We start from the raw sequence: 24,898 nt of genomic DNA, 5'->3' as shown, positions 1-24,898 counted from the left end.
CGCGCCGGTGCCGCCTTTTTAACCGCCGTGGCACCGGCACCGGCACCGGCGCCGGGACCGCGGAGCCGTGCGCGGGTGGCTTCCTAGACCCCGAGTTCCTCGCGCAGGCGGGCCACATGGCCGTCGGCGGCGACGTTGTATTCGGCCAGGGCCACCTTCCCGTCCGGGTCAACCACCACGGTGCTGCGCAGGGTGCCGGAGTACTTCTTGCCGTTGACCTCTTTCTGCCCGTACGAACCATAGGCAGTGGCCACCGCAAAATCGGGATCCGAGAGCAGCGGGAAATTCAGCGACTCGGCCTCGGCGAACGAGGCCAGCGCATCGCCCTCATCCGGGGAAATGCCCAGGACCTCGTAGCCGGCGGCCCGCAGCGAGTTGAGGTTGTCCCTGAAATCGCAGGCCTCGGTTGTGCATCCCTTCGTCGCCGCCTTGGGGTAGAAGTACACCACAACGTTCTTGCCCGCATAGTCGTCCAGGGCTACCTGCGTGCCGTGCGCGTCGGCCAGTGTGAACTTGGGTGCGCGCTCGCCGGCGGACAAGGGTGTTGAAGTCAAGGACATGAAATTCTCCATTCGATCAAGCAAATTGTTGATGTCGTTTCCAGCCTAGGGTTTTCTCGCGGACACTGAAAGGGAATCGGAGAAAACCGTGCGCTGCAAGGCATGATGGTTGTCGTCGCCGTTTCACCCCTACATCCTGCGATGTAGACCCTTTGGAAAAATCAGTCTTTGGGAGGGTCAAACCGGGGGACATCGAGGGTAGAGTGACCAATGCTTGGCTGAAAAATGCCATGTTGCCGCCCTCGAAGGGCCACCAAACCATGGTGGATTCGTGCGGCTAAAAAATCATGAGGACACTGCCTGATGCTCTTAAAGCTCATACTTAGACATTCGAAACCCTACAAGTGGTGGATTGCCGCCGTGCTGTTCTTCCAGCTCGCCACCACCATCGCCACACTCTTCCTGCCCAGCCTCAACGCCCGCATCATCGACACCGGCGTGGTCAAGGGCGACACCGACTTCATCTGGCGCACCGGCGGCGTGATGCTTGCCGTCGCATTCGTCCAGGTGCTCACGGCCATCGCCGCCGTGTACTTCGGCGCGAAGACCGCCATGGCCATCGGCAGGGACCTGCGCCATTCCGTCTTTGACGCCGTCACCGCGTTCTCCGCGCAAGACGTCAACAAGTTCGGCGCCGCAACGCTGATCACCCGCGGCACCAACGACGTGCAGCAGGTTCAGATGCTGGTGCTGATGGGCCTGAACTTCATGGTCTCGGCACCCATCATGTGCGTTGGCGGCATCATCATGGCGCTGCGCGAAGACGTCGGCCTGTCCTGGCTGGTCTGGGTCTCCGTGCCCGTGCTGCTGGTGGTCGTCGGCGTGCTGGTCATCTTCCTGATGCCGCTCTTCCGCCAGATGCAGGACCGCATCGACGGGATCAACGGGGTGCTGCGCGAGCAGATCACCGGCATCCGCGTGGTGCGTGCCTTCGTGCGCGAACCCCACGAGACCGAGCGCTTCGAGGAGGCCAACGCCAAGCTCACCCGCGTGGGCGTGAAGGTCGGCAACCTCTTCGTGTTGATGTTCCCGCTGATCGGCATGATCCTGCACATCGCCACCGCCTCCGTGCTGTGGTTCGGCGGACACCGCGTGGAGACCGGCGAAATGCAGGTCGGTGCGCTGACCGCGTTCCTGCAGTACCTGCTGCAGATCCTGATCGCGGTGATGATGGGAACCTTCATGGCCATGATGATCCCGCGCGCCATCGTCTGCGCCGAGCGCATCGACGAGGTCACCACCATGGTCCCGTCGCTCACCGACCAGACCGAGCGCGTCGCCGAGATGGACGCCCCCGGAACCATCGAGTTCCGCAACGTCACCTTCGGCTACCCGGGTGCCGAGGCGCCGGTGCTCAACAACATCTCATTCACCGCCCGACGCGGCGAGACCACCGCCATCGTCGGGTCCACCGGCTCGGGCAAGACCACGCTGCTGAACCTGATCCCGCGGCTTTACGACGCCAGGCAGGGCCAGGTGCTGGTGGGCGGGGCTCCGGTCACGGAGCTGACCCGCGCGCAGATTTCCGCCGCGGTGGCCACCGTGCCGCAGCATCCCTACCTCTTCTCCGGAACCGTTGCCTCCAACCTGCGCTTCGGCGCGGAACACGCCAGCGAAGAGGACCTGTGGGATGCCCTGCGCACCGCACAAGCCGAAGACTTTGTCGCAGCACGCGAGGACGGCCTCGGCTCGACGATCTCCCAGGGAGGCACCAACGTCTCCGGAGGACAGCGCCAGCGCCTGTGCATCGCCCGGGCCCTTGCCGCGAAGCCGGAGATCTACCTCTTCGACGACTCCTTCTCCGCACTCGACGTGGCAACCGACGCGCACCTGCGGGCCGCGCTGAAGGAACCCACCAAGGATGCGGCGGTCATCATCGTCGCCCAACGCATCTCAACGATCACCGCCGCCGACCAGATCCTGGTCCTGGACCACGGCGAAATCGTGGCCCGCGGAACGCACGAGGAACTCCTGGAATCCTCGGAAACCTACCAGGAAATCGTGACCAGCCAGCTGGCAGTGGAGGAGGTGGCCTAAATGGCAAAACGCACCAAGAAGGAAACAACGGCAGTCGTGGAACCGACCGACGAGATCGACGAGTTCGACACGGCCGGGGCCTCCGACATGTTCGGCGACTCGCTCCCGGTCCGCAAGGCCAAGCACTTCTGGCCCTCGGCCAAGCGCCTGGTGGGGCTGCTGGCCCCGCAAAAACTCGGCATGACCGTGGTCCTGCTGCTGGCGGCCGCCGGGGTGGTTCTCTCGGTGATCGCACCGAAGATCCTGGGCCAGGCCATGGACGTGATCTTCGCCGGCGCCATTGGCGGGAACATGCCCGCAAATGTTCCGGTGGAGCAGGTCATTGAGGGGCTGCGTGCCTCCGGGCAGAATGACCTGGCCGAGATGATGTCCAAGATGAACCTCGTCCCGGGCGTCGGCATCGACTTCCCCCTGCTCAGTCGCTACATCCTCATCGTGCTCTCCATGTACTTCGTGGCCTCGCTGTTCATGTGGGCCTCGGGCTGGTTGCTGAACCGCCTGGTCATGAAGGTCGTCTACGGCCTGCGGCGCGACGTGGAGCACAAGCTCAACCGGTTGCCGCTGAATTACTTCGACACCCGCCAGCGTGGCGACCTGCTCAGCCGCGTCACCAACGACGTGGACAACATCCAGAACGCGCTGCAGCAGGCGATCAGCCAGCTGGTGCAATCGCTGCTGACGGTCATCGGCATCATCATCATGATGTTCATCATCTCCTGGCAGATGGCGCTGATTGCGCTCATCGCACTGCCGCTCTCCGCGGTCGCCGCGGGCGTCATCGGCTCCCGCGCCCAGGGGTTGTTCACCGCGCAGTGGAAGAACACCGGTGCACTGAACGGGCAGATCGAGGAGTCCTTCTCCGGCCACGACCTGATGAAGGTCTTCGGGCGCGAGCAGGACATGCTGGACCGCTTCCACGAGAAGAACGAGGAGCTCTACAAGGCCTCCTTCGGCGCCCAGTTCGTCTCCGGCATGATCTTCCCGGTCATGAACTTCATCTCCTACCTGGCCTACGTCGGCATCGCCGTGGTCGGCGGGCTGCGCGTGGCCTCGGGGCAGATGTCCCTGGGAGATGCGACGGCGTTCATCCAGTACTCGCGCGAGTTCACCCAGCCGCTGGGGCAGATGGCCGGCATGGCCAACATGCTCCAGTCCGGCGTTGCCTCCGCGGAGCGCACCTTCGAGCTGCTTGATGCCGACGAGCAGGACGAGGACACCGTGACCGCGTCGCTGCCGGCCCGCACCGACGGCCACGTCGAGTTCGAGCACGTCACCTTCTCCTACTCGGAGGACAAGCCGCTGATTGAGGACCTGTCCTTCGAGGCGCACCCGGGGCACACCGTGGCCATCGTCGGCCCCACCGGCGCGGGGAAGACGACCCTGGTGAACCTGGTCATGCGCTTCTACGAGTTGAACTCCGGGCGCATCACCCTGGACAGGGTGGACGTGACCCGGATCAGCCGGGCCGACCTGCGCTCCAAGGTCGGCATGGTGCTCCAGGACGCCTGGCTCTTCGGCGGTTCCATCCTGGAGAACATCCGCTACGGGCGCCTGGAGGCCACGGACGAGGAGGTCATGGAGGCGGCCAAGGCCACCTTCGTTGACAGGTTCGTCCGCGCCCTGCCCGAGGGCTACGACACGGTCATCGACGAGGAAGGCACCAACGTGTCGGCCGGCGAGAAGCAGCTGATCACGATTGCGCGCGCGTTCGTGGCCAACCCGTCGCTGCTGATCCTCGACGAGGCGACCTCCTCGGTTGACACCCGCACGGAGCTGCTGGTGCAGAAAGCCATGGCGGCGCTGCGCAGCGACAGGACCAGCTTCGTGATCGCCCACCGTCTCTCCACGATCCGCGATGCCGACACCATCCTGGTGATGGAGGAGGGCAGGATCGTGGAACAGGGCAACCACGAGGTGCTGCTCGCGGCGCGCGGTGCGTACTACCGGTTGTACCAGTCGCAGTTCGCCGGCCCGGCCGAGGTTCTCGACACGGAACCCGCTCCCGGCGGCGCCCCGGTGCTCGAGGGCAGCGAGCCCGCCCTTGAACAGGACGCCGAAGCGGAGTTGAAAGGCTAGAACTGGTGCGCCGGTAGCGCGCCGGGCACTGCCAGCGCGCAGATGGCCCCGAAGGGTGCGGATCCCAAGGATCCGCACCCTTCGGGGCCACCGCCATTTGTTGGAAGTATCAACTTGTGGCCCAACGACGGATCGAGGGTTCGGGTGGTGGGATAGGCTTGCCCGAGTGACAGTTCGAACCGGTTCCGCCCCTCAGCTATCCCCGCACCGGACCCCATCTGCGGACGGTCCACGGATCAACTCCAACGGCTCCTCGATGGGATTCCGGGCCGATATCCAGGGACTTCGCGCCATCGCCGTGCTGATGGTCATCATCCACCACCTGCGCCCCGGCGCGCTCACCGGTGGATTCATCGGCGTTGACGTGTTCTTCGTGATTTCCGGCTACCTGATCACCGCGCACCTGTTCCGGGAAATGCGCGCCACCGGGACCATCAAGCTGGCAACTTTCTGGGCCCGGCGCATCCGGCGGCTGCTGCCCCTGGCGTTCACCGTGCTGCTGGCCAGCGCCGCACTGGTGTATTTCTTCATCCCTGCCACCGAGCACGGCACCATGTTCAAGCATGTTGCCGCCGCCGGGTTCTACATTGAGAACTGGGCGCTGGTGGCCGACGCCACCGACTACTCGGCCGCAGGGCAAATGGCCACCGTGGTGCAGCACTACTGGTCGCTCTCCGTGGAGGAACAGTTCTACCTCGCTTGGCCACTGTTGATCCTGGGCGCCGCGTTCGTGGCCGGCAAGCTGGTGCCGCGGGCGAGCATCGACCGGCGTGGCTTCTCCGGACCAGGGACCCGCAGGCTCTTCCTGATCACCATCGGAGCGATCATGCTCCTTTCCTTTGCCTACGGGCTCTGGGTCACTACTGCGAACCCCTCGGCAGCCTACTTCGACACGGCCGGAAGGGCCTGGGAGTTTGCCGCCGGCGGCGTGGTCGCTTTGCTCTGCGTGAATCGCGGGGTCGGTGGACTTCGCGGCGCGCTGCTGGGTTGGGGCGGGCTCGCACTGTTGCTGGCCGGTGCCCTGCTGATCCCCACCGAGACCCGCTTCCCCGGAACCATGGCCTTGGTTCCGGTGCTCGGCACCGCCGCGCTGCTCGCCGCCGCAGGCACGCAGCGCCCGGGCATGCGCTGGTTCTCCCACGCCACCTGGCTCTCGATCCACCCCGTGCGCCGGGTCGGGGACGTGAGCTACGGGGCCTACCTGTGGCACTGGCCGCTGATCATCGTTGCACCCTTCGTGTTGCACGCCGAACCAAAGTGGTACCACGAGGCAGGCATTCTGGGACTGGCAATCCTGCTGGCCTGGCTATCGCAGTTGCTGATCGAGGATCCGCTGCGCTTCGGGAAAATGCTGAAGCCGGTGCGCAACACGTTGGTCTTTGCGCTGGCAGGGATGATGCTGCTGGCATCGATCGCGTGGGCGGGCACCACTGCGTCGGCGCAGAGCGCGAACCTGCCGCGGATGGACACCGCCTCCACGTGCTACGGCGCCGGGACGCTGGAACACGCGGCCGACTGCCTGCCCGTCGCCTCGGACTTCGCACCCTGGCCCTCGGCGGTTGCCGTCTCCCAGCAGGTGCGCAGCCCCTTGTTCCCGGGCTGTGAAACCGACACCCTGCAGGTGGCGGAATCCAGCTGCCGTCTCGGCAAGACCACTGACCCCAGGTTGCGCGTTGCCGTGGTGGGGGACTCGCACGCCTCGGCCTGGCTGCCGGCGCTGGTGGAAATCGCCAAGGAGCGCGACTGGGAACTGGTGACCCACATCCGCTCCGGCTGTTCGCCCTCGGTCGCCGCGCTCAAGGGCTCCGAAAAGCTCAGCGGCACGGCCGAGCGCCTATGCACCGAATCGGTGCGTGCCCTGGGTCCGAGGCTCGCGGCGGATCGGGACATTGACGCCGTGATCGTGGCCGCGCAGGGCAACAAACGCTCCTGGATCTCCTCCCCGGGCTACGAATTCGCCGACCCGGCCACCGAGGGTTTCACCAGCCTGTGGCAATCCTGGATCGATGCCGGCAAGACGGTCGCGGTGATCCACGAGGTGCCGCGGCTGGGAAACGTGAACGTGCCCACGTGCGTGGCCTCGAACCCCCGCGACCCGCTGGCCTGCGCGGTGCCCCGCAAAGAGGGCCTGTCGATCAGGGAGAACCTGCAAAGGGCGCTGGACAGCGATGCCGCCCCACGCGGCATCGTGCGCGCGGACCTCACCGATTCCATCTGCTCGCAAGAGACCTGCTTCGCCGTCATCGGTTCGCTGATCACCTACTACGACCAGTCACATCTGTCCCACGACTTCTCGGCGTCCCTGGCGCCCATGCTCGCCAGGGAACTGGACCAAAACCCGGTCTTCGGCACCGGCGGCTAGGGCCGGCGGCGGGGAACCCCCTCCACCGTCGCGTCGACACTGCCCCGGACCTCCCGTCAAGTTGTCACCGAGGTGAGAAAGCCAACGTGCGCCTACCCACGCCCCTGCCCGGTGCCGGCGTGGTGTGCGGCATAAAATGATGCCCATGCCTGCATCCGTGAAAGCCCCCCGCCTGCCCGCCTTCAAGGAACCGGCCACCACCGGGTCCGGGGATCTGACCGGGCTGGAAACCGACGGGCGCGCCGAGGGCCTGCTCTTCGAATCCGACGACGCGGCGGGGGTGGACCTGGAGGACGCGGTCTTCACCGAATGCATCTTCCGCTCGGTTTCACTGCAGGGCGCACCCATGGCCAGGGTGACCTTCGGGGATTGCCGCATCGAGGAGGTCAATGCCCCGGTGCTCGAGGCACCCGACTCCGGATGGTGGAACACCGCAGTCATCGGCGGACGCATCGGATCGGCCGAGCTCTACGGAGCCACGTTCCGCTCGGTGAAGTTCGAGCGGGCCAAGCTCGGCTACCTGAACCTGCGCCGCGCGAGGATCAAGGACGTGGAATTCCGCGACGTGCACATCGAGGAGCTCGATGCAGGAGGCGCCAACCTGGAACGGGTCACCTTCATCGACTGCACCATTGACACCCTGGCCCTGAACGGCGCCAAGCTCAAGGACGTGGACCTGCGCGGGGCGCGCCTGCGCACGCTCTCCGGAATCACTGCGCTTAAGGGCGCCACGGTGAGCTACGAGCAGCTCCTGGACCTGGCCCCGATCCTCGCCAACGAACTGGGCCTTCGCGTCGAGTGAGAAGTGTGCGGGGCGCGGAAGTGGATTCCGGACCTGGGAACGCTCGGTAGGCTGGAAACCATGCAGCAAACTCCTGTCCCATACCCATACGCCCAGCTGCCGCGCAAGCGGCAACCGGTCTTCGAGGCCGGGCCCATGCGGCGCGGGGACGTGGTGGTGCTGGGCACCTACCTGGTGCTCTTTGTCCTGGGCGCCGGTGGACTGCTGGCGCTGGTCCCGGGTTTCGTCGAGGCCTTCAAGAACCAGGATTCGGCGCAATTCGGCGTTAACCTCATCATCTACGTCGTGGTGTTCACCGGGGCGATCATCATGGGCTTCGAGGCGCTGCGTTCCTCATTCGCCACGTTCAAGTACAACCCGTGGGCCAAGGCCCTGATGGTTCCCGGGGGCTGGCTGGGGTCCCTGGTCGTCAGCGCCATCGTGCTGGTTGCCATGGGGAATCCGGTCAAGAGCGAAAACCAGCTGGCCATCGAGGGCATGACCCGGTCGGTGCCGTTCGCGACCATGTTCGTGGTCACCGTGATCCTTGGCCCCTTCGTGGAAGAATACATCTTCCGCCACCTGCTGATCGGCAAGCTCAGCCGCAAGCTCAACGTCTGGGTCTGCGTGCCGATCTCGGTGGTGCTCTTCACCTCGCTGCACTTCATTGGATCCGGTTCCTTCGACCTGACCAGCGCGATTCCCTATACGACGCTGGGGATCATGATGTCGCTCGCCTACGTTGTCACCGGAAAGTCGCTGGCCTACTCCTACGTCCTACACGTCTTCAACAATGCCGTGGCGCTGATCCTGTCCTATACGCTGCTGCCGCTGTTCCAGCAGTAGATATCCAACGAAAGACCGTCGCACAGGTGAGTAGCGTTCCCGAAGATTCAGCGCACTGGCACGGCCATGCCCATGGCAGCCGCGGCTACCGCAAGATGATCCTGGCGCTGTTCGCCGCCGGGGTGGCAACCTTCTCCCAGCTGTACTCGGTCCAGGGCGTGCTGCCCGAACTGGCCCGCGACCTGTCGGTGAGCGAAGCCGATGCGGCGCTTGCGGTTTCCGCCGCGACGCTGGGCCTGGCCGCCTCGGTGCTCTTCTGGTCGCTGCTGGCCGACCGGATGGGACGGCTGCGCGCCATGACCATCGCCGTGACGGCGGCCGTGGCGCTGGGGCTTGCGGTGCCATTTTCCCCTGGCTTCGAATGGTTGCTGGCCCTGCGTTTCATCGAGGGCCTGGCCCTGGGCGGGATCCCCGCGGTGGCGTTGGCGTACCTATCGGAGGAGGTGTCGCCACTGCATTCGGCGGTTGCCGCCGGGACCTATATTTCCGGGACCACCCTCGGCGGGCTTGCCGGACGCTTGGTGGCCGGGCCGCTGAGTGAATTTGTTTCCTGGCGCCTGGGCACCCTGGTGGTGTCGGTGATGGCAGCCGTCGCCGCGGGCGTTTTCATCGCGGTGGCTCCCAAGCCGCGCGGTTTCACTCCCGTGCCCTGGCGCAGCCCGAACCGAATTCCCCTGTGGAAAAAGCTGTGGATGAACCTGCGAAAGGGGCCGCTGCTGGTGCTCTATGCGCAGGGTTTCCTGCTCATGGGCGGCTTCGTGGCCGTCTACAACTACCTGGGATTCCGGCTGGAGGCCGCGCCCTTCCTGATCCCCGCCTCGCTGGCCTCGCTGGTGTTCGTCGCTTACCTGTCGGGAACCTGGTCATCGCGCCAGTCCGGGGCGATGGTGGCGCGCTTTAACCGCCTGCCGGTGCTGCTGGCCTCGATTGCGTTGATGGCCGCGGGCCTTGTGGTGACACTGGTCGATTTCCTGCCTACGATCGTCTTCGGGCTTTTGGTGTTCACCGCCGGGTTCTTTGCCGCCCATTCGGTGGCCAGCGGCTGGATTCCAATGCTCGGCGTCGGTGGGCGGGCACAGGCCGCCAGCCTGTACAACCTGGCCTACTATTCCGGGTCTTCGCTCTTTGGCTGGGCCATCGGACTGGCGTTCAACGCCGCCAACTGGCCGGGGTTGGTGGTTTCGGTGGTTTCCCTGTTGGTGCTGGCGGCGCTGCTGGCGCTCGGGGGCCTGCGTCGGCACCCCTAGGCTTGGCGGGGAAAGCGGGCCCGACGACGGGTTTCCCGGCGAGTCTGTGCAAATCGTGCTGGCTCCGGCGCCGCCACCCGTTATGCTAAAGAAGTTCTCTGTATACCCATATTGAGAAGTAACAACGAAGAGATTGGAAGTGGACCACATGCGTGGAAGCAACCTTGTATGGACAATCGTAGGCGTTCTCGTCGCCGTTGCCTTGGTAATCTGGATCGCTTCTGCGATCTAGGGCATCGTCTCTGAGTAGTTAACGGCAAGCCCCGTCCAGCAATGGACGGGGCTTGCTGCATGCGGGGAAAGCACAGTTAGAGCAGCTGGATGAGCTGGGCCTTGTAGACCTCGAACGCGGCGACGCCCCGAGCGGTAATGCCGACATAGGTGGCAGGGCTTCGGCCCTCGATGACCTTCTCCTGGGAGATGTACCCGGCGTCCTCCAGCTTGCGCAGGTGCGTGGAAAGGTTGCCCGCGGTCATCGACAGGATTTCGCGCAGCTTGGGGAAAGCCATGGATTCCTTCGGCCCCAGGGTGTTCAGCGCCGACATGACCCGCAACCGGGCATCCGCGTGGATGAGTGGATCCAACTCGGCCATGGCTACTTCGCCGCCCGGGAGGAAGCGCGGCGGCGGGCCAGTGCGAGGAGTCCGGCGGCGATGAAGAGGATCGGGCCGCCGATGGCGAAGATGGAAATGAAGGTCCCGGGTCCGGCGACAAGCCCGGCGACGTTCAGCGCGGTGAAGCAGACACCGAGGATGAACATGTCTCGGTCCTGGAAGATTGCGGCCCCGGCCATGTACATCAGGGAGACGACCAGGATGGCCACCGCGTTGATCAGCCAGCCGGTCGCCAGCTGCGCGGAGTCCGGCATGAGCCTGGCGAAGGCGATGCTGAATACGGCCACGGTGGCGAAGCCGCCCATCCAGCTCATGCCGTAGGCCATGCCCGCGAACTTGGAATCTCCACGCACCTGGGATCCGGAACGGATGCCCAGAACCGCGGTGTAGGCCACGGCGGCGAGCAGGATTATCCCGCCGAGGACCAGCGCGGTCGTGTAGGCCAGTGGAATCCAGCCGAACGTTGCGCCGTGCAGCAGCCCGTAGCCGGCCAGGTAGGCGAGGGCCCACACGAAGTAGATGAGCGCGACGTTGGGTTCAATGGAGGCGCGGGTTGCCGCGGCGGTCTGGTTGATCGCCACCAGTGCGGCGCGCGGATCAAGTTGCTGGGGGGAGTCGGGGGCAGGGTTCGTGTTCATGGTGATGCCTTTCCTTCGCGGTGCCGGGGGATGGAATGAAACGACAAGCGATCTGCAAACAAGTTTGTGACACAAACCTGTTTGTGTCAATGACTTGTGGGGGACATCGTGGGCGAGACCGTGCCCGGTAGGCTGGTGGGGTGAAAGAAGCAGGCAGGAAACAGGTCGTCACCCCCGATGCGTCCCGCGGGTTGGGCCGAACCATTCTGGCACTGGCGGTTCCCGCGCTGGGCGCTCTCATTGCGGAGCCGCTCTTCCTGCTGGCCGACATGGCCATCGTCGGGCACCTGGGCATCAACGAACTTGCCGGCGCGGGGCTGGGGACCACGGTCCTGCAAACCGCGGTGGGACTCATGGTCTTTCTGGCATACTCCACCACCCCCGCCGTCGCCCGGGCCATCGGCGCCGGCGACCTCGGACGGGCCATGGCCGCCGGGCGCGACGGGATCTGGCTTGCCCTCGGCCTGGGCGTGGTCCTGGGCCTGGCCGGGTTCTTCGGTGCACCCATGCTGGCGGCCGCCATGGGAGCCCAGGGCGAGGTGCTCCGGTTCGCGGTGGACTACATCCAATATTCCACCTTCGGCATACCCGCGATGCTGCTGGTGCTCGCCGCGACCGGGGTTCTTCGCGGCATGCAGGACACCAAGACCCCGCTCTACGTGGCGGGGATAGGCTTTGCCGCAAACATCGCGCTTAACCTCATCTTGGTCTACCCGCTGGGGATGTCCGTCGCCGGTGCCGCGCTGGGCACCTCGATCGCCCAATGGGGGATGGCCGCGGTGTACCTGTGGATGCTCATTCCACGGATCCGCAATGCCGGACAGTCGCTGGCGCCGCACGGGCGCGGGGTGCTGGGCACCGGGCAGGTCGGATCCTGGCTGATGCTGCGCACGCTGTCGCTGCGCCTGGCGCTGCTCGCCACGGTCTGGGTGGCCACCGGACAGGGGGCTCTCACGCTCGCCGCCCACCAGCTGGTCTTCACCATCTTCACCTTCATGGCCTTTGCGCTGGATGCGCTGGCCATTGCCGCGCAGGCGCTGATCGGCAAGGAGCTGGGGGCAGGCGACGCGGTGCGGGCCAACCTGCTGACCAGGACCATGTGCCGCTGGGGCCTGTACTTCGGCGTGGCAACCGGCGCGCTGCTGGCGGTCATCGCCCCCTTTGTCGGCGCGCTGTTCACCACGAATGACTCGGTGCGGCAGGCAACCATGGTCGGGGTCTGGATCCTCGCAGCGTCCCAGCCGGTCTGCGGGCTCGTGTTCGTGCTGGACGGGGTGCTGATCGGTGCCGGGGACGCGCGCTACCTGGCGGTCGCCGGCGTCGTCACGCTGCTGGTCTACCTGCCGCTGCTCTTCATCGTGACGCGCTTCGAGCACGCCGGCGTCTCGGCCGTCGCCTGGATCTGGGTGGCATTCGGCCTGGGTTTCATGCTCGCCCGCGCCGCGACGCTCACGTGGCGGGTGCGCAACGACAAGTGGATGCGCCTGGGAGCCTGAGCCGCGGGAAAATCAGGTCCAAAGGCTCCCCGGGTCGGTGAACTGCTGGGCCATGGCGGTGCGGATGGAACGCAGGTGCACGCGCATGGCTTCCTCCGCCGCCCGCGCGTCCGCCGCGGCGATCGCGGCGTAGAGGGCCTCGTGCTCGGCCAGCTCGGTGGGGGCGCCCATATAGTGTTGCAGCCCCGGAAGCACGTGGTGGGCGCGGGCCGTCTCGTCGAAACAGCGCCGCAGGGAATCGGCCAGGCGTGAATTGCGCGAGGCGTCCGCGATGGCCTGGTGGAAGTCCTGGGCCGCCTTCATGGCCCCCAGCGGGTCGGCGGCGGAGAGCGCCGCCTGGGCATCGAGCAGCTGGCGCAGCTTCACGGTGAGTTCCTGCGGCAGGAAACCGGCGGCGGCGGCCGCCGCGTGCGGTTCCAGGAGCATGCGCAGGTCAAGGGTTTCCTGCACGTCGTGCAGGCCCATGGTGCGCACCAGATAGCCCTTCTTGGGCAACACGGTGAGCAGGCCCTGGGAGGTCAGCAGGCGCAGCGCCTCGCGGACCGGCGTCTTGGAAACGGAGTACTCCTCGGCCAGGCGCGGCTCGACCACGATGCTGCCCGGGGCGATCCTTCCCGAGAGGATGGCCGCGCGCAATTGCACGACCAGGCGATCGGTGAGCGATGGACTCATCGGTGAAACTCCCTCGGGTCGGCGGGCGTCGGTGCCCGCGTCACATTGGGCCGGATGCTTCCGCGGCCCTTGTGAAAGATACTACCTCCCTGTTAGAAATATCTTTCAGGGATTTTTCAGGATTTTGGACGGATGGATGTCAACGATGACCACTAACCCCGGGCTTCGCGCCGAGGAACAACGCGCCGAGAACCAGCGGCTCACCCCGGCCGGACGCCGGGCAGTCTTCGCCGCGGTTCTCGGCACGGTCATCGAGTGGTACGACTATGCGCTCTATGGAGCGGCGGCCGGCCTGGTCATCGCCCCGCTCTTCTTCTCCGAGGCGGTGTCCTCGGCCGCCGCCATGATGGCCTTTGCCACCTTCGCGGTGGGGTTCGTCGCCCGACCGCTGGGCGGGGTCATCGTCGGGCACATCGGCGACAAGTACGGCCGGCGCCCGGCCATGATGCTCACCATCGTCCTGATGGGCGTGGCCACCGTCGGCGTGGGGCTGCTGCCTACCAGCGCGGCAATCGGGGCGGCCGCCCCGCTGCTGCTGGTCATCCTGCGGCTGCTGCAGGGCTTCGGGGCCGGAGCCGAGCTGGCCGGGGCCATGACCCTGGTGGCCGAATTCGCCCCGCCGAAGCGCCGCGGCTTCTATACCTCGCTGGTGCTCTCCACCCCGCCGGCCGGCATCGCGCTGGCCACTTTCGCCTTCTTTGCCGTGTCCTCGCTGGGCACCGAGGCGTTGCTGGGCTGGGCGTGGCGCGTCCCGTTCCTCGTTTCCGCGGTGCTCTTCCTGTTGGCCCTGTACATCCGCAACCGGCTCGAGGAAACCCCGGAGTACTCCCGGGCCGTCGAGAAGGCGGCGGCCGAACGCACCAAGTCGCGGCTGCCGCTGCGCGACGTGCTGGCCCGCGACTGGCGCCAGGTCCTCATCGGGTTCTTCTCCATCACCGGGCACAATGCCATGAACTACATCCTGGCCGTCTACGCGCTGAGCCTGATGACCTCCCCGCTGGTGGGGCTGGCCAAGTCCGACGCGCTGTTGGCCGTCACCCTCGGCTCACTGGTCTCCGTCGCGCTGACCCCGGTGGGCGGCCGACTTTCGGACAGGTTCGGCGCCGCGAAGGTGCTGCTTTTCGGCTCCGTCATGGGCGCGGTGCTGGCCTACCCGATCTTCGGGCTGCTCAGCGCCGGCAGTTTCGCCCTGGCCTTCACCGCGATCGCGCTGGGCTACGGGCTGGTCATCCCGGCCACCAGCGGTGCGCAGGGTGCGTTCCTCACCAACCTCTTCCCGCCACAGCGCCGACTCAGCGGAATCGGGGTGGCGCGCGAGACCAACGGGGCCGTGGTTGCCGGGCTCAGCCCGCTGATAGCCGCCGCCCTGGTCAACGCCGCGGACGGCAGCACGCACCTGGCCGCCGGCTACCTGCTGGCCTGCTGCCTGCTTTCGGCGATTGCCGTTCTGCTCTCCCTGAGGGTTCCCGCCAACCACTGACCCGCCCTTCCCCGTGCCCCACGCACCATCCCCCCCACGCACGATCCACAGAAAGCCGGACACCCCCATGAAGCGCCGACTGCCGCAGATATCCGAACTTCGCTCGCTGATGAACTTCGAGCCCGTCACCCTGGACAGGCGGGCGGCACGACTAGCCAAGGCCGCCGACGTGTGGGACCTGCGCGCCATCGCCAAGCGGCGCACCCCCACACCGGCGTTCGACTACGTCGATGGGGCGGCCCAGCGCGAGCTGACCTACCGCCGCACCCGGGAGGTACTCGACTCGATCGAGCTGATTCCGCGCATCCTGCACGGCACCGCGAAGGCGGATTTGTCCACCACCATTGCCGGTGCGTCCTCGGCACTGCCCTTCGGCATCGCCCCGACCGGGTTCACCCGGTTCATGCATGCCGAGGGGGAGACCGGCGCGGTGCGCGCCGCCGCGGCCGCCGGCATCCCGTTCTCCCTGTCCACCATGGGCACCCGCTCGCTGGAGGAGGTCGCAGAGGCGGCACCGGAGTCCCGCCGCTGGTTCCAGCTCTACCTGTGGAAGGACCGCGAGAAGTCGCGCCAGCTGCTGGAGCGTGCCAGGGCCGCGGGCTATGACACCCTGCTGGTCACCGTCGACACTCCCGTGGCCGGCCAGCGCCTGCGCGATGCCCGCAACGGCATGGTCATCCCGCCCAAGCTGAACCTTAAAACGGTGCTGGATGCCTCCTACCGCCCCGAATGGTGGTTCAACTTCCTGACCACCGACTCGTTGAAGTTCGCCTCGCTGTCCAACAGCGCCACCGACCTGCCCACCCTGATCAATTCGATGTTCGACCCGACGCTCTCCTTCGCCGACCTGGAATGGATCCGCTCGATCTGGGACGGCAAGCTCTTCGTCAAGGGCGTGCTCACGGCCGAGGACGCGCGCAAGTCCGTTGACGCCGGGGCCGACGGACTGGTGGTCTCCAACCACGGCGGTCGCCAGCTGGACCGTGCCCCGGTCTCCTTCGAAGCGCTGTCCGAGGTGCGTGCCGAAGTCGGTGCGGGGGTGGAGATCATCCTGGACTCGGGCATCATGTCCGGTGCCGACATCGTCGCCTCGCTCTGCGCCGGGGCCGACTTCGTCCTCATTGGCCGCGCCTACCTCTACGGGCTGATGGCAGGTGGCGAGCAAGGCGTCGCGCGGGTCATCGAACTGCTGGCCAAGGAAATCGAGGTCAACATGCAGCTCATGGGAGCGGCCACGATCGCCGACCTTGGCCCGGGGTTGATCCGTCGGCGGCCCGGGCGCGAATGAGGCCGGAGGTTCCATCGCCGGTAGACTTGTGGACGTGCCTGCAGTAAAAATCCCCGCAACCATTGCCGCCGAAGTAGCCACCCCAGTGATGGGGCGCGCCGCGACGGCCGCCGGTTTTGCGCTCGTGTCCATATTCTGGCCCGCCGCCAACAGCCAGGTGCTGGCCTACTCGTTGGCTGCCTTCATGGTGATCAGCGCAAAGTTCCTCTGGGACTATGCCAGCGTCCCGAGCGCCCCGAAGTCCGTGCGCGGGCTCTATGCGGGTTCCGCGGTGGCCATGATCCTCGCGGGCCTGGTCATGGCGTTCCGTCCCGAGACCCTTGTGGTCGCGATCGCCGGGGCCGCCGCGTGGATCCTCGCCGGCGCACTGGAAATCGTGGTCTTCATTCGGCACCGCGCCGAGTTCGTCCCGTTCAAGGATCAGCTGGTCACCGGCTTCGTGTCCCTGGGCGCGGGGGCGTCGCTGCTGATGGGTCTGCACCTGGACGCCCACGGATTGCTCGGCCTGGCAGGCGGTGGCGCCATTATCCTGGCGGTGTTCGTACTGATCTCGGCCTTCGGCCTGCGCCATGCCGCGAAGGAACCCGAGACCGGGCTTTGGAGCTAGAATAAATGTTGAACCAAAAACCTGTAGGAGGGCCTTTCGTGGGCAACACCCCAGCCGAGAAAAAATCTTGGCAGCAGAGCATCAAGGCACCCCTTTCCTTCTCCTTGGTCATGGGCATCGTTGCCGGCGTCATTGCCACCATTTCGTCAACCGGTGGCTCGGATAACCCGTTGCGTATCGACATCGGGCTTGTGGCCTTTGGCGTCGCCTTCGTCGCGTGCTTGTTGATTATTTCCGTGATGACCATGGCGGGCAAGGAAAACCCCGAGGAAATGGGAACCGGATCCGGAGTCAACCGCTCGTCGGAAACCCCGGACGCGAAGCCCAAGAAGAAGAACTAGATAAACCACGCTTTTGGACGATGCCGCCCGGGAATCCCGGGCGGCATCGTTGGTTAACCGGCGTTAGCGGTGGCGGTGAAGAAAGTGCGGGCGTCGATTTCTTGGCAACCTTGTTGCAACAAGGCTTCTTCCCAGTCCCTCACGGCGACCGGACGTACATCGCTTCCGCACAGCGGCGCTGTCGGGCGCCTTCATTTTCGCGCTTGGTCTCTTGGTGTTTGTCCCGATGATCAAGGGCTCCGAGCACAGGTCCAGGCGCCGACAGGCTTTCCCGCAGGATAGATCCGTGGAGGCCAGGTGGTTGCCTCCACGGCATGGCTTGTGCTGCTGACGGGCTAGTGCGCGGGCTCGGCGCCGTCGCGCCCGCCCCAGCGATCCAGGAATTCGTCGTGGTCCAGCTCCTCGAGGTCCGAGCGGACCATCGCCACCATTGACTCGGCATCCTCGATGCTGCCTGCATTGATGCGCAGCACTTCGGCGTTGTTGTCGATCCGGTGGACGACGACGGCAGCACCGACTGCGTCGGATCCGGCTCCGCCGAAGAAGCCGTTGACCAGCGCGGCGGCCCAGCGGGCGGCGGCTCTTGCCGGGCCGTCATGGGACTTCTCAAGGTCGACTTCGTACTCGTCAGCGGCGTGTGGTTGCGGGGCTTCTTCGCTGTTCACGGTGGCTCCTCCGATCGGCGGGCCTAATACACTTTCGGCCCTGGCTCCAGTGTATGTTCAGAGCCCGGGTTTTTGCTCGGATTTTCGCTGGCGGTATGCGCGCACGTGCTCCCGGTTGGCACAGTTGCCGGTGTCGCAATAGCGCTTCGAACGATTCCTCGAGAGGTCCAACAGCACCGCCTCGCAGTCCTCGGCCGCACAGGCCCGCAAGCGCGACAATTCGCCCGAACGCAACACATCCACCAGGGCCATGGCGGCTTCCACCGCCATGCGCTCGCTCAGTGGCGCCTCCGGCGTGGTGGCGTGGATGTGGTATTCCCACCCGTCGTGCTTGACCAATTGCGGCAGGGCGCGGGCGTTGCGCAGGATGTTGTTGACCCTGTCCACGGCCTCCTCCTCGGAGGCGGACCACAGCTCGCGCAGCTGGGAGCGCAGTTGGCGTACCGAGCGCAGCTCCGCGTCATTGTGGGTCCGGGAGCCGGTGAACCCCTGCTCGTTGAGGAACTCGTTGAGGTCGGCACGCGTGAGCAGCCCGTCGGAAGCTTGGACTGATGAGTTGATGAGGGCAACGACAGTGCCCAGGGCAACCTCTGTGTCAGGGGCAAAGATCAATGTGACTCCTGTGGTGCACTGTGGATTGACGGGGAAACCCCCGTGGATCTAGTGTCATGATCATACATAATTTTACTCCTGACAGTCGTTGCGGCCACAAGCCCCCTTCGCGCGTCGGGCCGACTTTGCCAAGGAGCGTATCGCCGTGCCAAGAGAAGAAATCCCCACACAGTTGGCACAGCTGTCACCCCTTGCAGTCCCGGTGTCGTCCTCGCGCCCACGCCTGGGCGGCGTGGGCATTGCGCTGTTTTCATCGGCGGTCTTCGGCCTATCTGGTTCGTTCGCCAAGTCGCTGCTGGAGGCGGGTTGGAGTCCCGCCGCGGCGGTGACGTTGCGCATGGCGGGCGCAGCACTGGTGTTGCTGGTTCCCACGCTGCTGATCATGCGTGGCAAGTGGTCGCTGCTGGCCCGCAACTGGAAGTCGATCCTGCTCTTTGGGCTGTTCGGCGTCGGCGCCTGCCAATTCTGCTATTTCCTGGCCGTCGAAAGACTCGATGTGGGAGTGGCGCTGCTGCTGGAGTACCTGGCCCCCGTGCTGATCGTGCTCTTTCTGTGGGTTCGCCACCGCAGGACTCCCAAGGCCATGACGATCGGTGGCGCGCTCCTTGCCCTCGCCGGCCTGGTCGCCGTCCTGAATCTGGCGGGTGAGACGCGCGTGGACCCGATTGGGGTGCTCTGGGGACTGGGTGCTGCCGTAGGTTTGACGGTCTACTTCTTCGTCAGCGCCCGAGTCGATGGCGCACTGCCGCCGATCGTGCTGGCCACCGGCGGGCTGCTTGTGGGGGCAGCGGCCATGGGAATTCTGGGTGTGGTCGGCCTGCTGGACATGCAGGTGAGGTTCGTGCCCGTGAAACTGGCCAGCTGGGAAACCCAGTGGTGGGTGGCACTGGGGGGACTGGTGCTGTTCTCCACGGTCATCGCCTATGTCACCGGCATCATGGCAGCCCGGACACTGGGCTCGAAGCTTGCTTCCTTCATCTCGCTCACCGAGGTGCTTTTCGCCGTGCTGTGGGCGTGGCTTCTGCTGGGTGAGCTGCCCGCAGGAGTCCAGTTGCTCGGAGGACTGTTGATCGTCGGCGGCGTGCTGCTGGTACGGGCCGACGAATTGCGCAGCCGGTAGCCTGCGCGGCCAACACGCAAGGCCGGTGTGCAGCCGCAGTGCCCCAGTCGGGAAGCTGCCGCCACACACCGGCCTCGTCGTGGCTCGGGCGTTGCTACTTGCGCCCGAAGCTGCGCAGTCGCAGTGAGTTGGCGACCACCAGCACGGAGCTGGCGGCCATGGCGGCCCCGGCAATCATCGGGTTCAGGAACCCGAGTGCCGCCACCGGGATGCCGGCGGTGTTGTAGACGAAGGCCCAGAACAGGTTCATCTTGATGGTGCCCAGCGTCTTGCGGGACAGCTCGATGGACTGGGCCACCTGGTTGAGGTCATTGCCCATGATGGTCAGATCCGCAGCCTCGATGGCGACGTCGGTTCCCGATCCCATGGCGATCCCGAGGTCCGCCTGGGCGAGTGCCGGAGCGTCGTTGACCCCGTCGCCGACCATGGCAACGACCCGGCCCTCGGCCTGCAGCTTGCGCACGGCCTGGGCCTTGCCCTCGGGGAAGACATCGGCAAAGACATCGGCCTCGGCAATGCCGACCCGGGATGCAACCTGCGCGGCCACTGCGGCATTGTCGCCGGTCAACAGCACCGGGCGCAGTCCCAGTTCCTTCAGCCGGGCAATCGCCGCCTCGGAGGACTCCTTGATGGTGTCGGAGAGGTTGACCAGTCCGGCGAAGGCGCCGTCGACACCGATCATGATGGCGGTGGCACCGGTTTGCTGGGCCTCGCGCAGTCTCAGGTGGTCTGACTCGTTGAGCTGGACTCCGTTTTCCCGCATCCAGCTCGACCGTCCCGCAACCACGGTCCGGTCTCCAATGCGGGCCTTGACCCCGCCACCGGGGGCGGAGGTGAACGCTGTGGCCTCTGCCAACGGTGCCTCTGCACGCGCCGCCGCAACGATGGCGTGGGCAATGGGGTGCTCTGAACCCGATTCCGCGGCGCCGGCCAGGGCCAGCAGCGTGGCGGCATCGAAACCGGCGGCCGGGACGGTGGAAGTGACCGCGAGGTTGCCCTCGGTGATGGTTCCGGTCTTGTCCAGCAATACGGTGTCGATCTTGCGGGTGTCCTCCAAGACCTGTGGTCCGCGGATCAAGATGCCCAGTTGGGCCCCGCGTCCGGACCCCACCAGCAGGCCGATGGGGGTAGCCAGGCCCAGCGCGCAGGGGCAGGCGATGACCAGCACCGCGACTGAGGCGGCAACCGCGGCGTTGATATCCCCGGTGAATACCAGCCACAACACGAAGGTCAGCACAGCAATGGCCAGCACGATCGGAACGAAGACGGCGGAGATCCTATCGGCGAGCCGGGCGATGGGGGCCTTGCCGGTCTGCGCCTGGGAAACCAGTCGGCCCATCTGGGCCAGGGTGGTGTCCTTGCCGACCCGGGTGGCGCGCACCAGCAGGCGGCCGGAAGTGTTGATGGTGGCGCCGGTGACGGTGTCTTCCGGTCCGACCTCGACAGGCACCGATTCTCCGGTGACCAGTGCCGTGTCCACGGCGGAGTGGCCGGTGACCACGAAGCCGTCGGTGGCGATCTTTTCACCCGGGCGCACCACGAACTCGTCGCCGGGCACCAGTTCGGCGGCGGGGATCTTCGTTTCGACACCATCGCGCAGCACGACGGCTTCCTTCGCGCCGAGGTCCAGCAGCGTCTTCAGTGCGTCCCCGGCCTTCGACTTGGCGCGCGCCTCCAGAAAGCGTCCCAAAAGCAGGAACGTCGCCACGACGCCTGCGGTCTCGAAGTACAGGGCGTGTTCGCTCATCGGCATGCCGATGTGGGCGGTCAGCATCGGGTCAACCGCCAATTGCCACAGGGAGAAGAAGTACGCGGCGAGCACCCCGATCGACACCAGCGTGTCCATCGTGGAGGCCAGGTGCCGCGCATTGATCGCGGCGGCGCGGTGGAACGGCCAGGCCGACCAGAAGACTACGGGCGTGGCCAGAACCACCGCGACCCAACCCCAGTGGGGGAACTGCGCCGCAGGGATCATGGAAATGATGAACAACGGAACCGTGAAGATCGCGGCACCAACCAGTCGCTTCTTCAGGTCGTTTCCGCCGTGCCCGGTGATGTGGTCCGTGCGCGGGGCCTTGGGCGGTTCGACAGTGCCGATGGAAGCCGACTGCGCCTGGGAAGGCGCGGCGGCATAGCGGTCGGCCTTCAGGCTGGCCTGGTATCCGGCTGACTCCACGGTCGCAATGATCTGCTCGTCGCTGATGGATTCCGGGACCGTGATCCGCGCCGATTCCAGCGGCAGGTTCACCAGGGCCTCGACGCCGTCGATCTTGCCGAGCTTGCGCTCAACCCGTCCCACGCACGATGCGCAGGTCATGCCCTGGATATCTAGTTCTATGATGCGTTGGTTGGCGGGGAAGGTTGTTTCGTTGCTCATCTTTTCCGTTCCTGGGGCGGGCGATGGCCCGTGCATCTGGGTGCTCGCCCCGTGCGTTGGCAATCGGGAGTGGGCCTAGGCGTCTGTGGAGACGACGGTGTAGCCGGCCTCCTGCACTGCCTGGGTCAGCACTGCGTTATCCACCTGTGAGTTGGTGGTGACGTTGGCGGTCGAGGTGCCTCCTGCGGAGAGGAAGACCTCTACATTGGTGACGCCTTCAACTTCGCGCAGTTCCTCGGTGACGGATGCGACGCAGTGGCCGCAGGTCATGCCGTCGATCTTTAGGGTGATGTTGTTCTGGCTCATGATGTCCTCCGGTCGCGTGGTGATGGTGAGTCCTTCATTCGAGTTGCATCCGCAGCTCCCGCCGCAGCAACCGCCGTTAGATGTATCGCTCATGTTTTCTCCTGGGGAGTGGTTTCTTGGGTGTGTGGAATTCAGGGATCGCGTGTGCCCCCTTAGCGCAGCAGTCGGCCAATGGCCGTGGTGACCTCCGCGACCTTCTCGTCCACAAAGGACTGGTCGCCGGTTTCGATGCTCTGCGCTGCGGCGTTCACGACGCAATGGGAGACGTGTTCTTCGACTAGGCCGAGGCTGACCTTGTGCAGGGCAGCGTTGATGGCGGAGATCTGCGTGAGGATGTCAATGCAGTACTTGTCTTCATTGACCATCCGATTGACGCCGCGGACCTGGCCCTCGATGCGGTTGAGGCGCTTCAGCAGCGCTTCCTTGTTGGCTGTGTATCCGTGGCCGACATGCTCGTCGATCGGAAGGGTGATGTTTTCCATACCCCAAACAATACCCCCTGAGGGTATTAAGTCAAGTACCCCCGTGGGGTATCCGATTTGTGCCGGGTTGATAGTTTTGGATCATGCAAATCAACGAGAACCAGCCCTTCGTCCCTGTCATTTTGGGCGGTGACATCGGCGCGTACTCGTTGGCGCGCGAGTTCCACGAGCAGTACGACGTGCTTTCGGTGGTCGTCCCCTCGGTGATGACCGGCATTACCGAGCACTCGCGGGTCCTGGTGCCACGGCCCTTCGCCCGGCAGGACGATCCGGCGGCGTTCGCCGCCTTCGTGTCCGGGCTGGGACGCGAATTCGGCGGCACCAACGGTGCCAAGCGGCCGCTGTTGCTCCTGGGTGCCGCCGACCAGCACATCCGCTTCATCGCCACCCATGCCCAAGAGCTCGCCGAATGGTTCACCATCCCCTATGTGGGCAATGCGGAGTTGGACCGGGCCACGGAAAAGGATGCTTTCTACGAACTTTGCCGCGACCTTGGCGTCAGCTACCCGGCCACGGTGGTCCACGACTGTGCCGGTGCATCCGCGGATCCGGCGGCTCTTGAGGCGGAGCTTGCCGCCGAGGGGGTGCCGTTCCCGGCCATCGTAAAGCCCTCGGACGGAGTGGCCTGGGGTGCACTGGAGTTCGCGGGCAAGAAGAAGGTCCACACCGTCGCATCGCTGGCGGAATTGACTGAGCTCATCGCCAGCGCCTCCAACGCCGGGTACGCCGGCACCTTGGTCATCCAGGACCTGATCCCGGGCGATGACAGCGGCATGCACCTGGCCACGTTCTTCAGCGACCGAAGCGGCAAGGTCCGATTTGTCTCCTGCGGGCGGGTCATCGTCGAGGAGCATGCCCCAGGCGCGCTGGGAAACTCCGCTGCCATTGTCACTCAGCCCAACGAGACGGCTGTTGCCGAAGGGTCCCGGTTGCTCGACGCCCTCGGCTGGACCGGCTTCTCCATGTTCGACATGAAGCTGGACCCGCGCGACGGGACCTACAAGTTCTTCGAACTGAACCCGCGCCTGGGCCGCAACCACTTCTATATCACCGCTGCCGGCCACAACGTGACGCGCTTCTACGTCGAGGAATACCTGCGCGGCGGATTATCCGGGGGAGCGGAACTAGAGGTCGCGGAGAACTTCCACCTCTACAACATCCTCCCGCTGCGCCTTTTGCGTCGCTACCTTCCGGGCGACATGAAGAACGGGGTCGAGGAACTCATATCGGCCAAGCGCTATAGCCACCCGCTGTACTACAAGAAGGAAACCAATCCCCGCCGCTGGTTCTACATCCTGGTGAGCACGGTAAACCACTACCGCAAGTTCAAGCGCCACCACCCGGCATCCTAGAGTTCCCCTCCCCTTCGGGCGTAGAGTGATTGCACTTTAGTTCCGCAAGGTTCAAGGGAGAAAAACATGGGTGACTACAAGTTGTACACGGATGCCGAGCGCGCCACCTACTTGGCGCCTTCCTGCGAACGATGCGGGCAGCATCGCCATGTCGTGTGGGAGGACAAGGGCGAGAACGAGGCCCATTGGGCACCACGCGATGCAGGTTGTTCCAACGAGGCCTGCACGGGGTGACCCTGACGGCCCCTGCACCGGAAACCACGAGGCAGTCGTTCCTTGCGACCTATGGAGCGCAAGGAACGACTGCCTCTTCTTTTCAGGTTCCTTAGGCCCCGGGGGCCGATGACATGTCCATCCAGCCCACTTCCCACTCGTGGCCGTCGGGATCCAGGAAGGCCACCGAGTACATGCCCGGGAACTCCTCCGCCGCCTCGCGGTAGATGGTTCCGCCATGTTCAAGTGCGCGGCGTGCGTACTCGTCGACTTCCTCACGGGTTTCCCCGCTGATGGCATTGAGCACCTCGCGCGGGCCGGCGCCGTAGGTGGGTTTGTCTCCGTTGCGCAGGAACGAGGAGTAGAACTCCTCGGTGAGCACCATGACCCAAATGGTCTCGGTGATCATCCAGGCGGAGGCCACGTCGTTGGAAAAGTCGGTGTTCTTTTCAAATCCCAGCCCGGCATAAAACGCATCCGAGGCAGTGAGGTCCTTGGTGGGAAGATTGACGAAAATCATGCGGGCCATGGGGCCGGCTCCTTTGCTTGGGGGAAAGGGGGTGCATGGGCGTGAAGTGCGAAACCGTCACGAACCCATAATGCTCGGGCCATGGGGGTCGGGGCAAGGGTTGCGGGATCCCTGCGCTTGCACCGGGAATGTGGTGACCGTCGTGGGTGCATTTGGGGTTCAGCTGACCAGGAATCTCACCTAAGCTGGGGAGCGCA

At 65.5% G+C, this 24,898-nt stretch carries 23 protein-coding genes; 13 read left to right on the top strand and 10 right to left on the bottom strand.

What is annotated here, in order from left to right; genetic code table 11:
* Positions 1-83: 83 nt before the first annotated feature.
* A complete protein-coding gene (gene bcp, locus OIU93_RS17535; RefSeq protein WP_264271348.1) occupies positions 84-560 on the bottom strand; it encodes a thioredoxin-dependent thiol peroxidase in 477 nt (158 codons plus the stop codon).
* Positions 561-863: 303 nt separating this feature from the next.
* Between bcp and OIU93_RS17530 the strand changes: the two genes are divergently transcribed.
* From OIU93_RS17530 to OIU93_RS17505, 6 genes are all read left to right on the top strand, one after another.
* Positions 864-2,597, top strand: coding sequence for an ABC transporter ATP-binding protein (locus OIU93_RS17530; RefSeq protein WP_264271347.1), 1,734 nt, complete (start codon positions 864-866; stop codon positions 2,595-2,597).
* A gap of 87 nt (positions 2,598-2,684) precedes the next feature.
* Positions 2,685-4,673, top strand: coding sequence for an ABC transporter ATP-binding protein (locus tag OIU93_RS17525; RefSeq protein ID WP_264271372.1), 1,989 nt, complete (start codon positions 2,685-2,687; stop codon positions 4,671-4,673).
* Positions 4,674-4,839: 166 nt separating this feature from the next.
* On the top strand, positions 4,840-7,035 hold the full coding sequence (locus tag OIU93_RS17520; RefSeq protein WP_264271346.1) for an acyltransferase family protein: 2,196 nt from the start codon (positions 4,840-4,842) through the stop codon (positions 7,033-7,035).
* Positions 7,036-7,180: 145 nt separating this feature from the next.
* The gene (locus tag OIU93_RS17515) at positions 7,181-7,837 is read left to right on the top strand and encodes a pentapeptide repeat-containing protein (protein ID WP_264271345.1); all 657 of its coding nucleotides are present in this window, start codon (positions 7,181-7,183) and stop codon (positions 7,835-7,837) included.
* A gap of 60 nt (positions 7,838-7,897) precedes the next feature.
* Positions 7,898-8,662 carry a CPBP family intramembrane glutamic endopeptidase gene (locus OIU93_RS17510; RefSeq protein WP_264271344.1) on the top strand — a complete coding sequence of 255 codons (765 nt, stop codon included), beginning with the start codon at positions 7,898-7,900 and terminating at the stop codon, positions 8,660-8,662.
* A 95-nt stretch (positions 8,663-8,757) separates the two neighbouring features.
* Positions 8,758-9,909 (top strand): MFS transporter, encoded by a 1,152-nt coding sequence (locus tag OIU93_RS17505; protein ID WP_264271371.1) that lies wholly within the window; start codon positions 8,758-8,760, stop codon positions 9,907-9,909.
* Between the two features lie 308 nt (positions 9,910-10,217).
* Here the strand turns inward: OIU93_RS17505 and OIU93_RS17500 are convergent, their stop codons facing one another.
* Complete coding sequence (locus OIU93_RS17500) at positions 10,218-10,502, bottom strand: transcriptional regulator (RefSeq protein WP_264271343.1); 285 nt, start codon at positions 10,500-10,502, stop codon at positions 10,218-10,220.
* A 2-nt stretch (positions 10,503-10,504) separates the two neighbouring features.
* A complete protein-coding gene (locus tag OIU93_RS17495; RefSeq protein ID WP_264271342.1) occupies positions 10,505-11,161 on the bottom strand; it encodes a hypothetical protein in 657 nt (218 codons plus the stop codon).
* Positions 11,162-11,301: 140 nt separating this feature from the next.
* Here OIU93_RS17495 and OIU93_RS17490 point away from each other — a divergent pair, with 140 nt between their 5' ends.
* A complete protein-coding gene (locus OIU93_RS17490) occupies positions 11,302-12,657 on the top strand; it encodes an MATE family efflux transporter (RefSeq protein ID WP_264271341.1) in 1,356 nt (451 codons plus the stop codon).
* A 12-nt stretch (positions 12,658-12,669) separates the two neighbouring features.
* Here the strand turns inward: OIU93_RS17490 and OIU93_RS17485 are convergent, their stop codons facing one another.
* Positions 12,670-13,329 (bottom strand): GntR family transcriptional regulator, encoded by a 660-nt coding sequence (locus tag OIU93_RS17485; protein WP_264271340.1) that lies wholly within the window; start codon positions 13,327-13,329, stop codon positions 12,670-12,672.
* Positions 13,330-13,474: 145 nt separating this feature from the next.
* Here OIU93_RS17485 and OIU93_RS17480 point away from each other — a divergent pair, with 145 nt between their 5' ends.
* The 4 genes from OIU93_RS17480 (at position 13,475) to OIU93_RS17465 (ending at position 17,045) form a co-directional block, all read left to right on the top strand.
* Positions 13,475-14,809, top strand: a complete 1,335-nt coding sequence (locus OIU93_RS17480; RefSeq protein ID WP_264271339.1) for an MFS transporter — start codon at positions 13,475-13,477, stop codon at positions 14,807-14,809.
* Positions 14,810-14,876: 67 nt separating this feature from the next.
* Positions 14,877-16,097: an alpha-hydroxy acid oxidase gene (locus OIU93_RS17475; protein WP_264271338.1), complete on the top strand. Its 1,221-nt coding sequence runs from the start codon at positions 14,877-14,879 to the stop codon at positions 16,095-16,097.
* A 34-nt stretch (positions 16,098-16,131) separates the two neighbouring features.
* Positions 16,132-16,704, top strand: a complete 573-nt coding sequence (locus tag OIU93_RS17470; RefSeq protein ID WP_264271337.1) for a DUF308 domain-containing protein — start codon at positions 16,132-16,134, stop codon at positions 16,702-16,704.
* Between the two features lie 38 nt (positions 16,705-16,742).
* Positions 16,743-17,045, top strand: a complete 303-nt coding sequence (locus tag OIU93_RS17465) for a hypothetical protein (protein ID WP_264271336.1) — start codon at positions 16,743-16,745, stop codon at positions 17,043-17,045.
* A gap of 335 nt (positions 17,046-17,380) precedes the next feature.
* Here the strand turns inward: OIU93_RS17465 and OIU93_RS17460 are convergent, their stop codons facing one another.
* Entirely contained in the window at positions 17,381-17,710 is a 330-nt protein-coding gene (locus tag OIU93_RS17460; protein ID WP_264271335.1) for a hypothetical protein, read from the bottom strand.
* A 57-nt stretch (positions 17,711-17,767) separates the two neighbouring features.
* Positions 17,768-18,322 carry an ABATE domain-containing protein gene (locus OIU93_RS17455; protein WP_264271334.1) on the bottom strand — a complete coding sequence of 185 codons (555 nt, stop codon included), beginning with the start codon at positions 18,320-18,322 and terminating at the stop codon, positions 17,768-17,770.
* A gap of 145 nt (positions 18,323-18,467) precedes the next feature.
* On the opposite strand from OIU93_RS17455, the gene OIU93_RS17450 reads away from it, so the two are divergent.
* Positions 18,468-19,442 carry a DMT family transporter gene (locus OIU93_RS17450; RefSeq protein ID WP_372342958.1) on the top strand — a complete coding sequence of 325 codons (975 nt, stop codon included), beginning with the start codon at positions 18,468-18,470 and terminating at the stop codon, positions 19,440-19,442.
* A gap of 94 nt (positions 19,443-19,536) precedes the next feature.
* On the opposite strand, the gene OIU93_RS17445 is transcribed toward OIU93_RS17450, so the two are convergent.
* From OIU93_RS17445 to OIU93_RS17435, 3 genes are all read right to left on the bottom strand, one after another.
* Positions 19,537-21,819 carry a cation-translocating P-type ATPase gene (locus OIU93_RS17445; protein WP_264271333.1) on the bottom strand — a complete coding sequence of 761 codons (2,283 nt, stop codon included), beginning with the start codon at positions 21,817-21,819 and terminating at the stop codon, positions 19,537-19,539.
* Between the two features lie 75 nt (positions 21,820-21,894).
* Positions 21,895-22,218, bottom strand: coding sequence for a heavy-metal-associated domain-containing protein (locus OIU93_RS17440; protein WP_264271332.1), 324 nt, complete (start codon positions 22,216-22,218; stop codon positions 21,895-21,897).
* A 59-nt stretch (positions 22,219-22,277) separates the two neighbouring features.
* Positions 22,278-22,607, bottom strand: a complete 330-nt coding sequence (locus tag OIU93_RS17435; protein WP_264271331.1) for a metal-sensitive transcriptional regulator — start codon at positions 22,605-22,607, stop codon at positions 22,278-22,280.
* A gap of 83 nt (positions 22,608-22,690) precedes the next feature.
* On the opposite strand from OIU93_RS17435, the gene OIU93_RS17430 reads away from it, so the two are divergent.
* Entirely contained in the window at positions 22,691-23,959 is a 1,269-nt protein-coding gene (locus tag OIU93_RS17430; RefSeq protein WP_264271330.1) for a carbamoyl-phosphate synthase, read from the top strand.
* 325 nt (positions 23,960-24,284) lie between these two features.
* Here OIU93_RS17430 and OIU93_RS17425 read toward each other — a convergent pair whose 3' ends face one another.
* Positions 24,285-24,701: a VOC family protein gene (locus tag OIU93_RS17425; protein WP_264271329.1), complete on the bottom strand. Its 417-nt coding sequence runs from the start codon at positions 24,699-24,701 to the stop codon at positions 24,285-24,287.
* Between the last annotated feature and the right edge of the window lie 197 nt (positions 24,702-24,898).

It is taken from the genome of Paeniglutamicibacter sp. ZC-3 (assembly GCF_025847175.2).
In the GTDB taxonomy this organism is placed as follows: domain Bacteria; phylum Actinomycetota; class Actinomycetes; order Actinomycetales; family Micrococcaceae; genus Paeniglutamicibacter; species Paeniglutamicibacter sulfureus.
This window is presented reverse-complemented; position numbering and strand designations above follow the sequence as displayed.

What these genes read in the sequence shown, in the direction of transcription:
- bcp (WP_264271348.1), bottom strand. Translation starts at nt 560, where the DNA reads ATGTCCTTGACTTCAACACCCTTGTCCGCCGGCGAGCGCGCACCCAAG.
- OIU93_RS17530 (WP_264271347.1), top strand. Translation starts at nt 864, where the DNA reads ATGCTCTTAAAGCTCATACTTAGACATTCGAAACCCTACAAGTGGTGG.
- OIU93_RS17525 (WP_264271372.1), top strand. Translation starts at nt 2,685, where the DNA reads ATGTTCGGCGACTCGCTCCCGGTCCGCAAGGCCAAGCACTTCTGGCCC.
- OIU93_RS17515 (WP_264271345.1), top strand. Translation starts at nt 7,181, where the DNA reads ATGCCTGCATCCGTGAAAGCCCCCCGCCTGCCCGCCTTCAAGGAACCG.
- OIU93_RS17510 (WP_264271344.1), top strand. Translation starts at nt 7,898, where the DNA reads ATGCAGCAAACTCCTGTCCCATACCCATACGCCCAGCTGCCGCGCAAG.
- OIU93_RS17505 (WP_264271371.1), top strand. Translation starts at nt 8,758, where the DNA reads ATGATCCTGGCGCTGTTCGCCGCCGGGGTGGCAACCTTCTCCCAGCTG.
- OIU93_RS17500 (WP_264271343.1), bottom strand. Translation starts at nt 10,502, where the DNA reads ATGGCCGAGTTGGATCCACTCATCCACGCGGATGCCCGGTTGCGGGTC.
- OIU93_RS17495 (WP_264271342.1), bottom strand. Translation starts at nt 11,161, where the DNA reads ATGAACACGAACCCTGCCCCCGACTCCCCCCAGCAACTTGATCCGCGC.
- OIU93_RS17485 (WP_264271340.1), bottom strand. Translation starts at nt 13,329, where the DNA reads ATGAGTCCATCGCTCACCGATCGCCTGGTCGTGCAATTGCGCGCGGCC.
- OIU93_RS17480 (WP_264271339.1), top strand. Translation starts at nt 13,475, where the DNA reads ATGACCACTAACCCCGGGCTTCGCGCCGAGGAACAACGCGCCGAGAAC.
- OIU93_RS17475 (WP_264271338.1), top strand. Translation starts at nt 14,877, where the DNA reads ATGAAGCGCCGACTGCCGCAGATATCCGAACTTCGCTCGCTGATGAAC.
- OIU93_RS17445 (WP_264271333.1), bottom strand. Translation starts at nt 21,819, where the DNA reads ATGAGCAACGAAACAACCTTCCCCGCCAACCAACGCATCATAGAACTA.
- OIU93_RS17440 (WP_264271332.1), bottom strand. Translation starts at nt 22,218, where the DNA reads ATGAGCGATACATCTAACGGCGGTTGCTGCGGCGGGAGCTGCGGATGC.
- OIU93_RS17435 (WP_264271331.1), bottom strand. Translation starts at nt 22,607, where the DNA reads ATGGAAAACATCACCCTTCCGATCGACGAGCATGTCGGCCACGGATAC.
- OIU93_RS17430 (WP_264271330.1), top strand. Translation starts at nt 22,691, where the DNA reads ATGCAAATCAACGAGAACCAGCCCTTCGTCCCTGTCATTTTGGGCGGT.
- OIU93_RS17425 (WP_264271329.1), bottom strand. Translation starts at nt 24,701, where the DNA reads ATGGCCCGCATGATTTTCGTCAATCTTCCCACCAAGGACCTCACTGCC.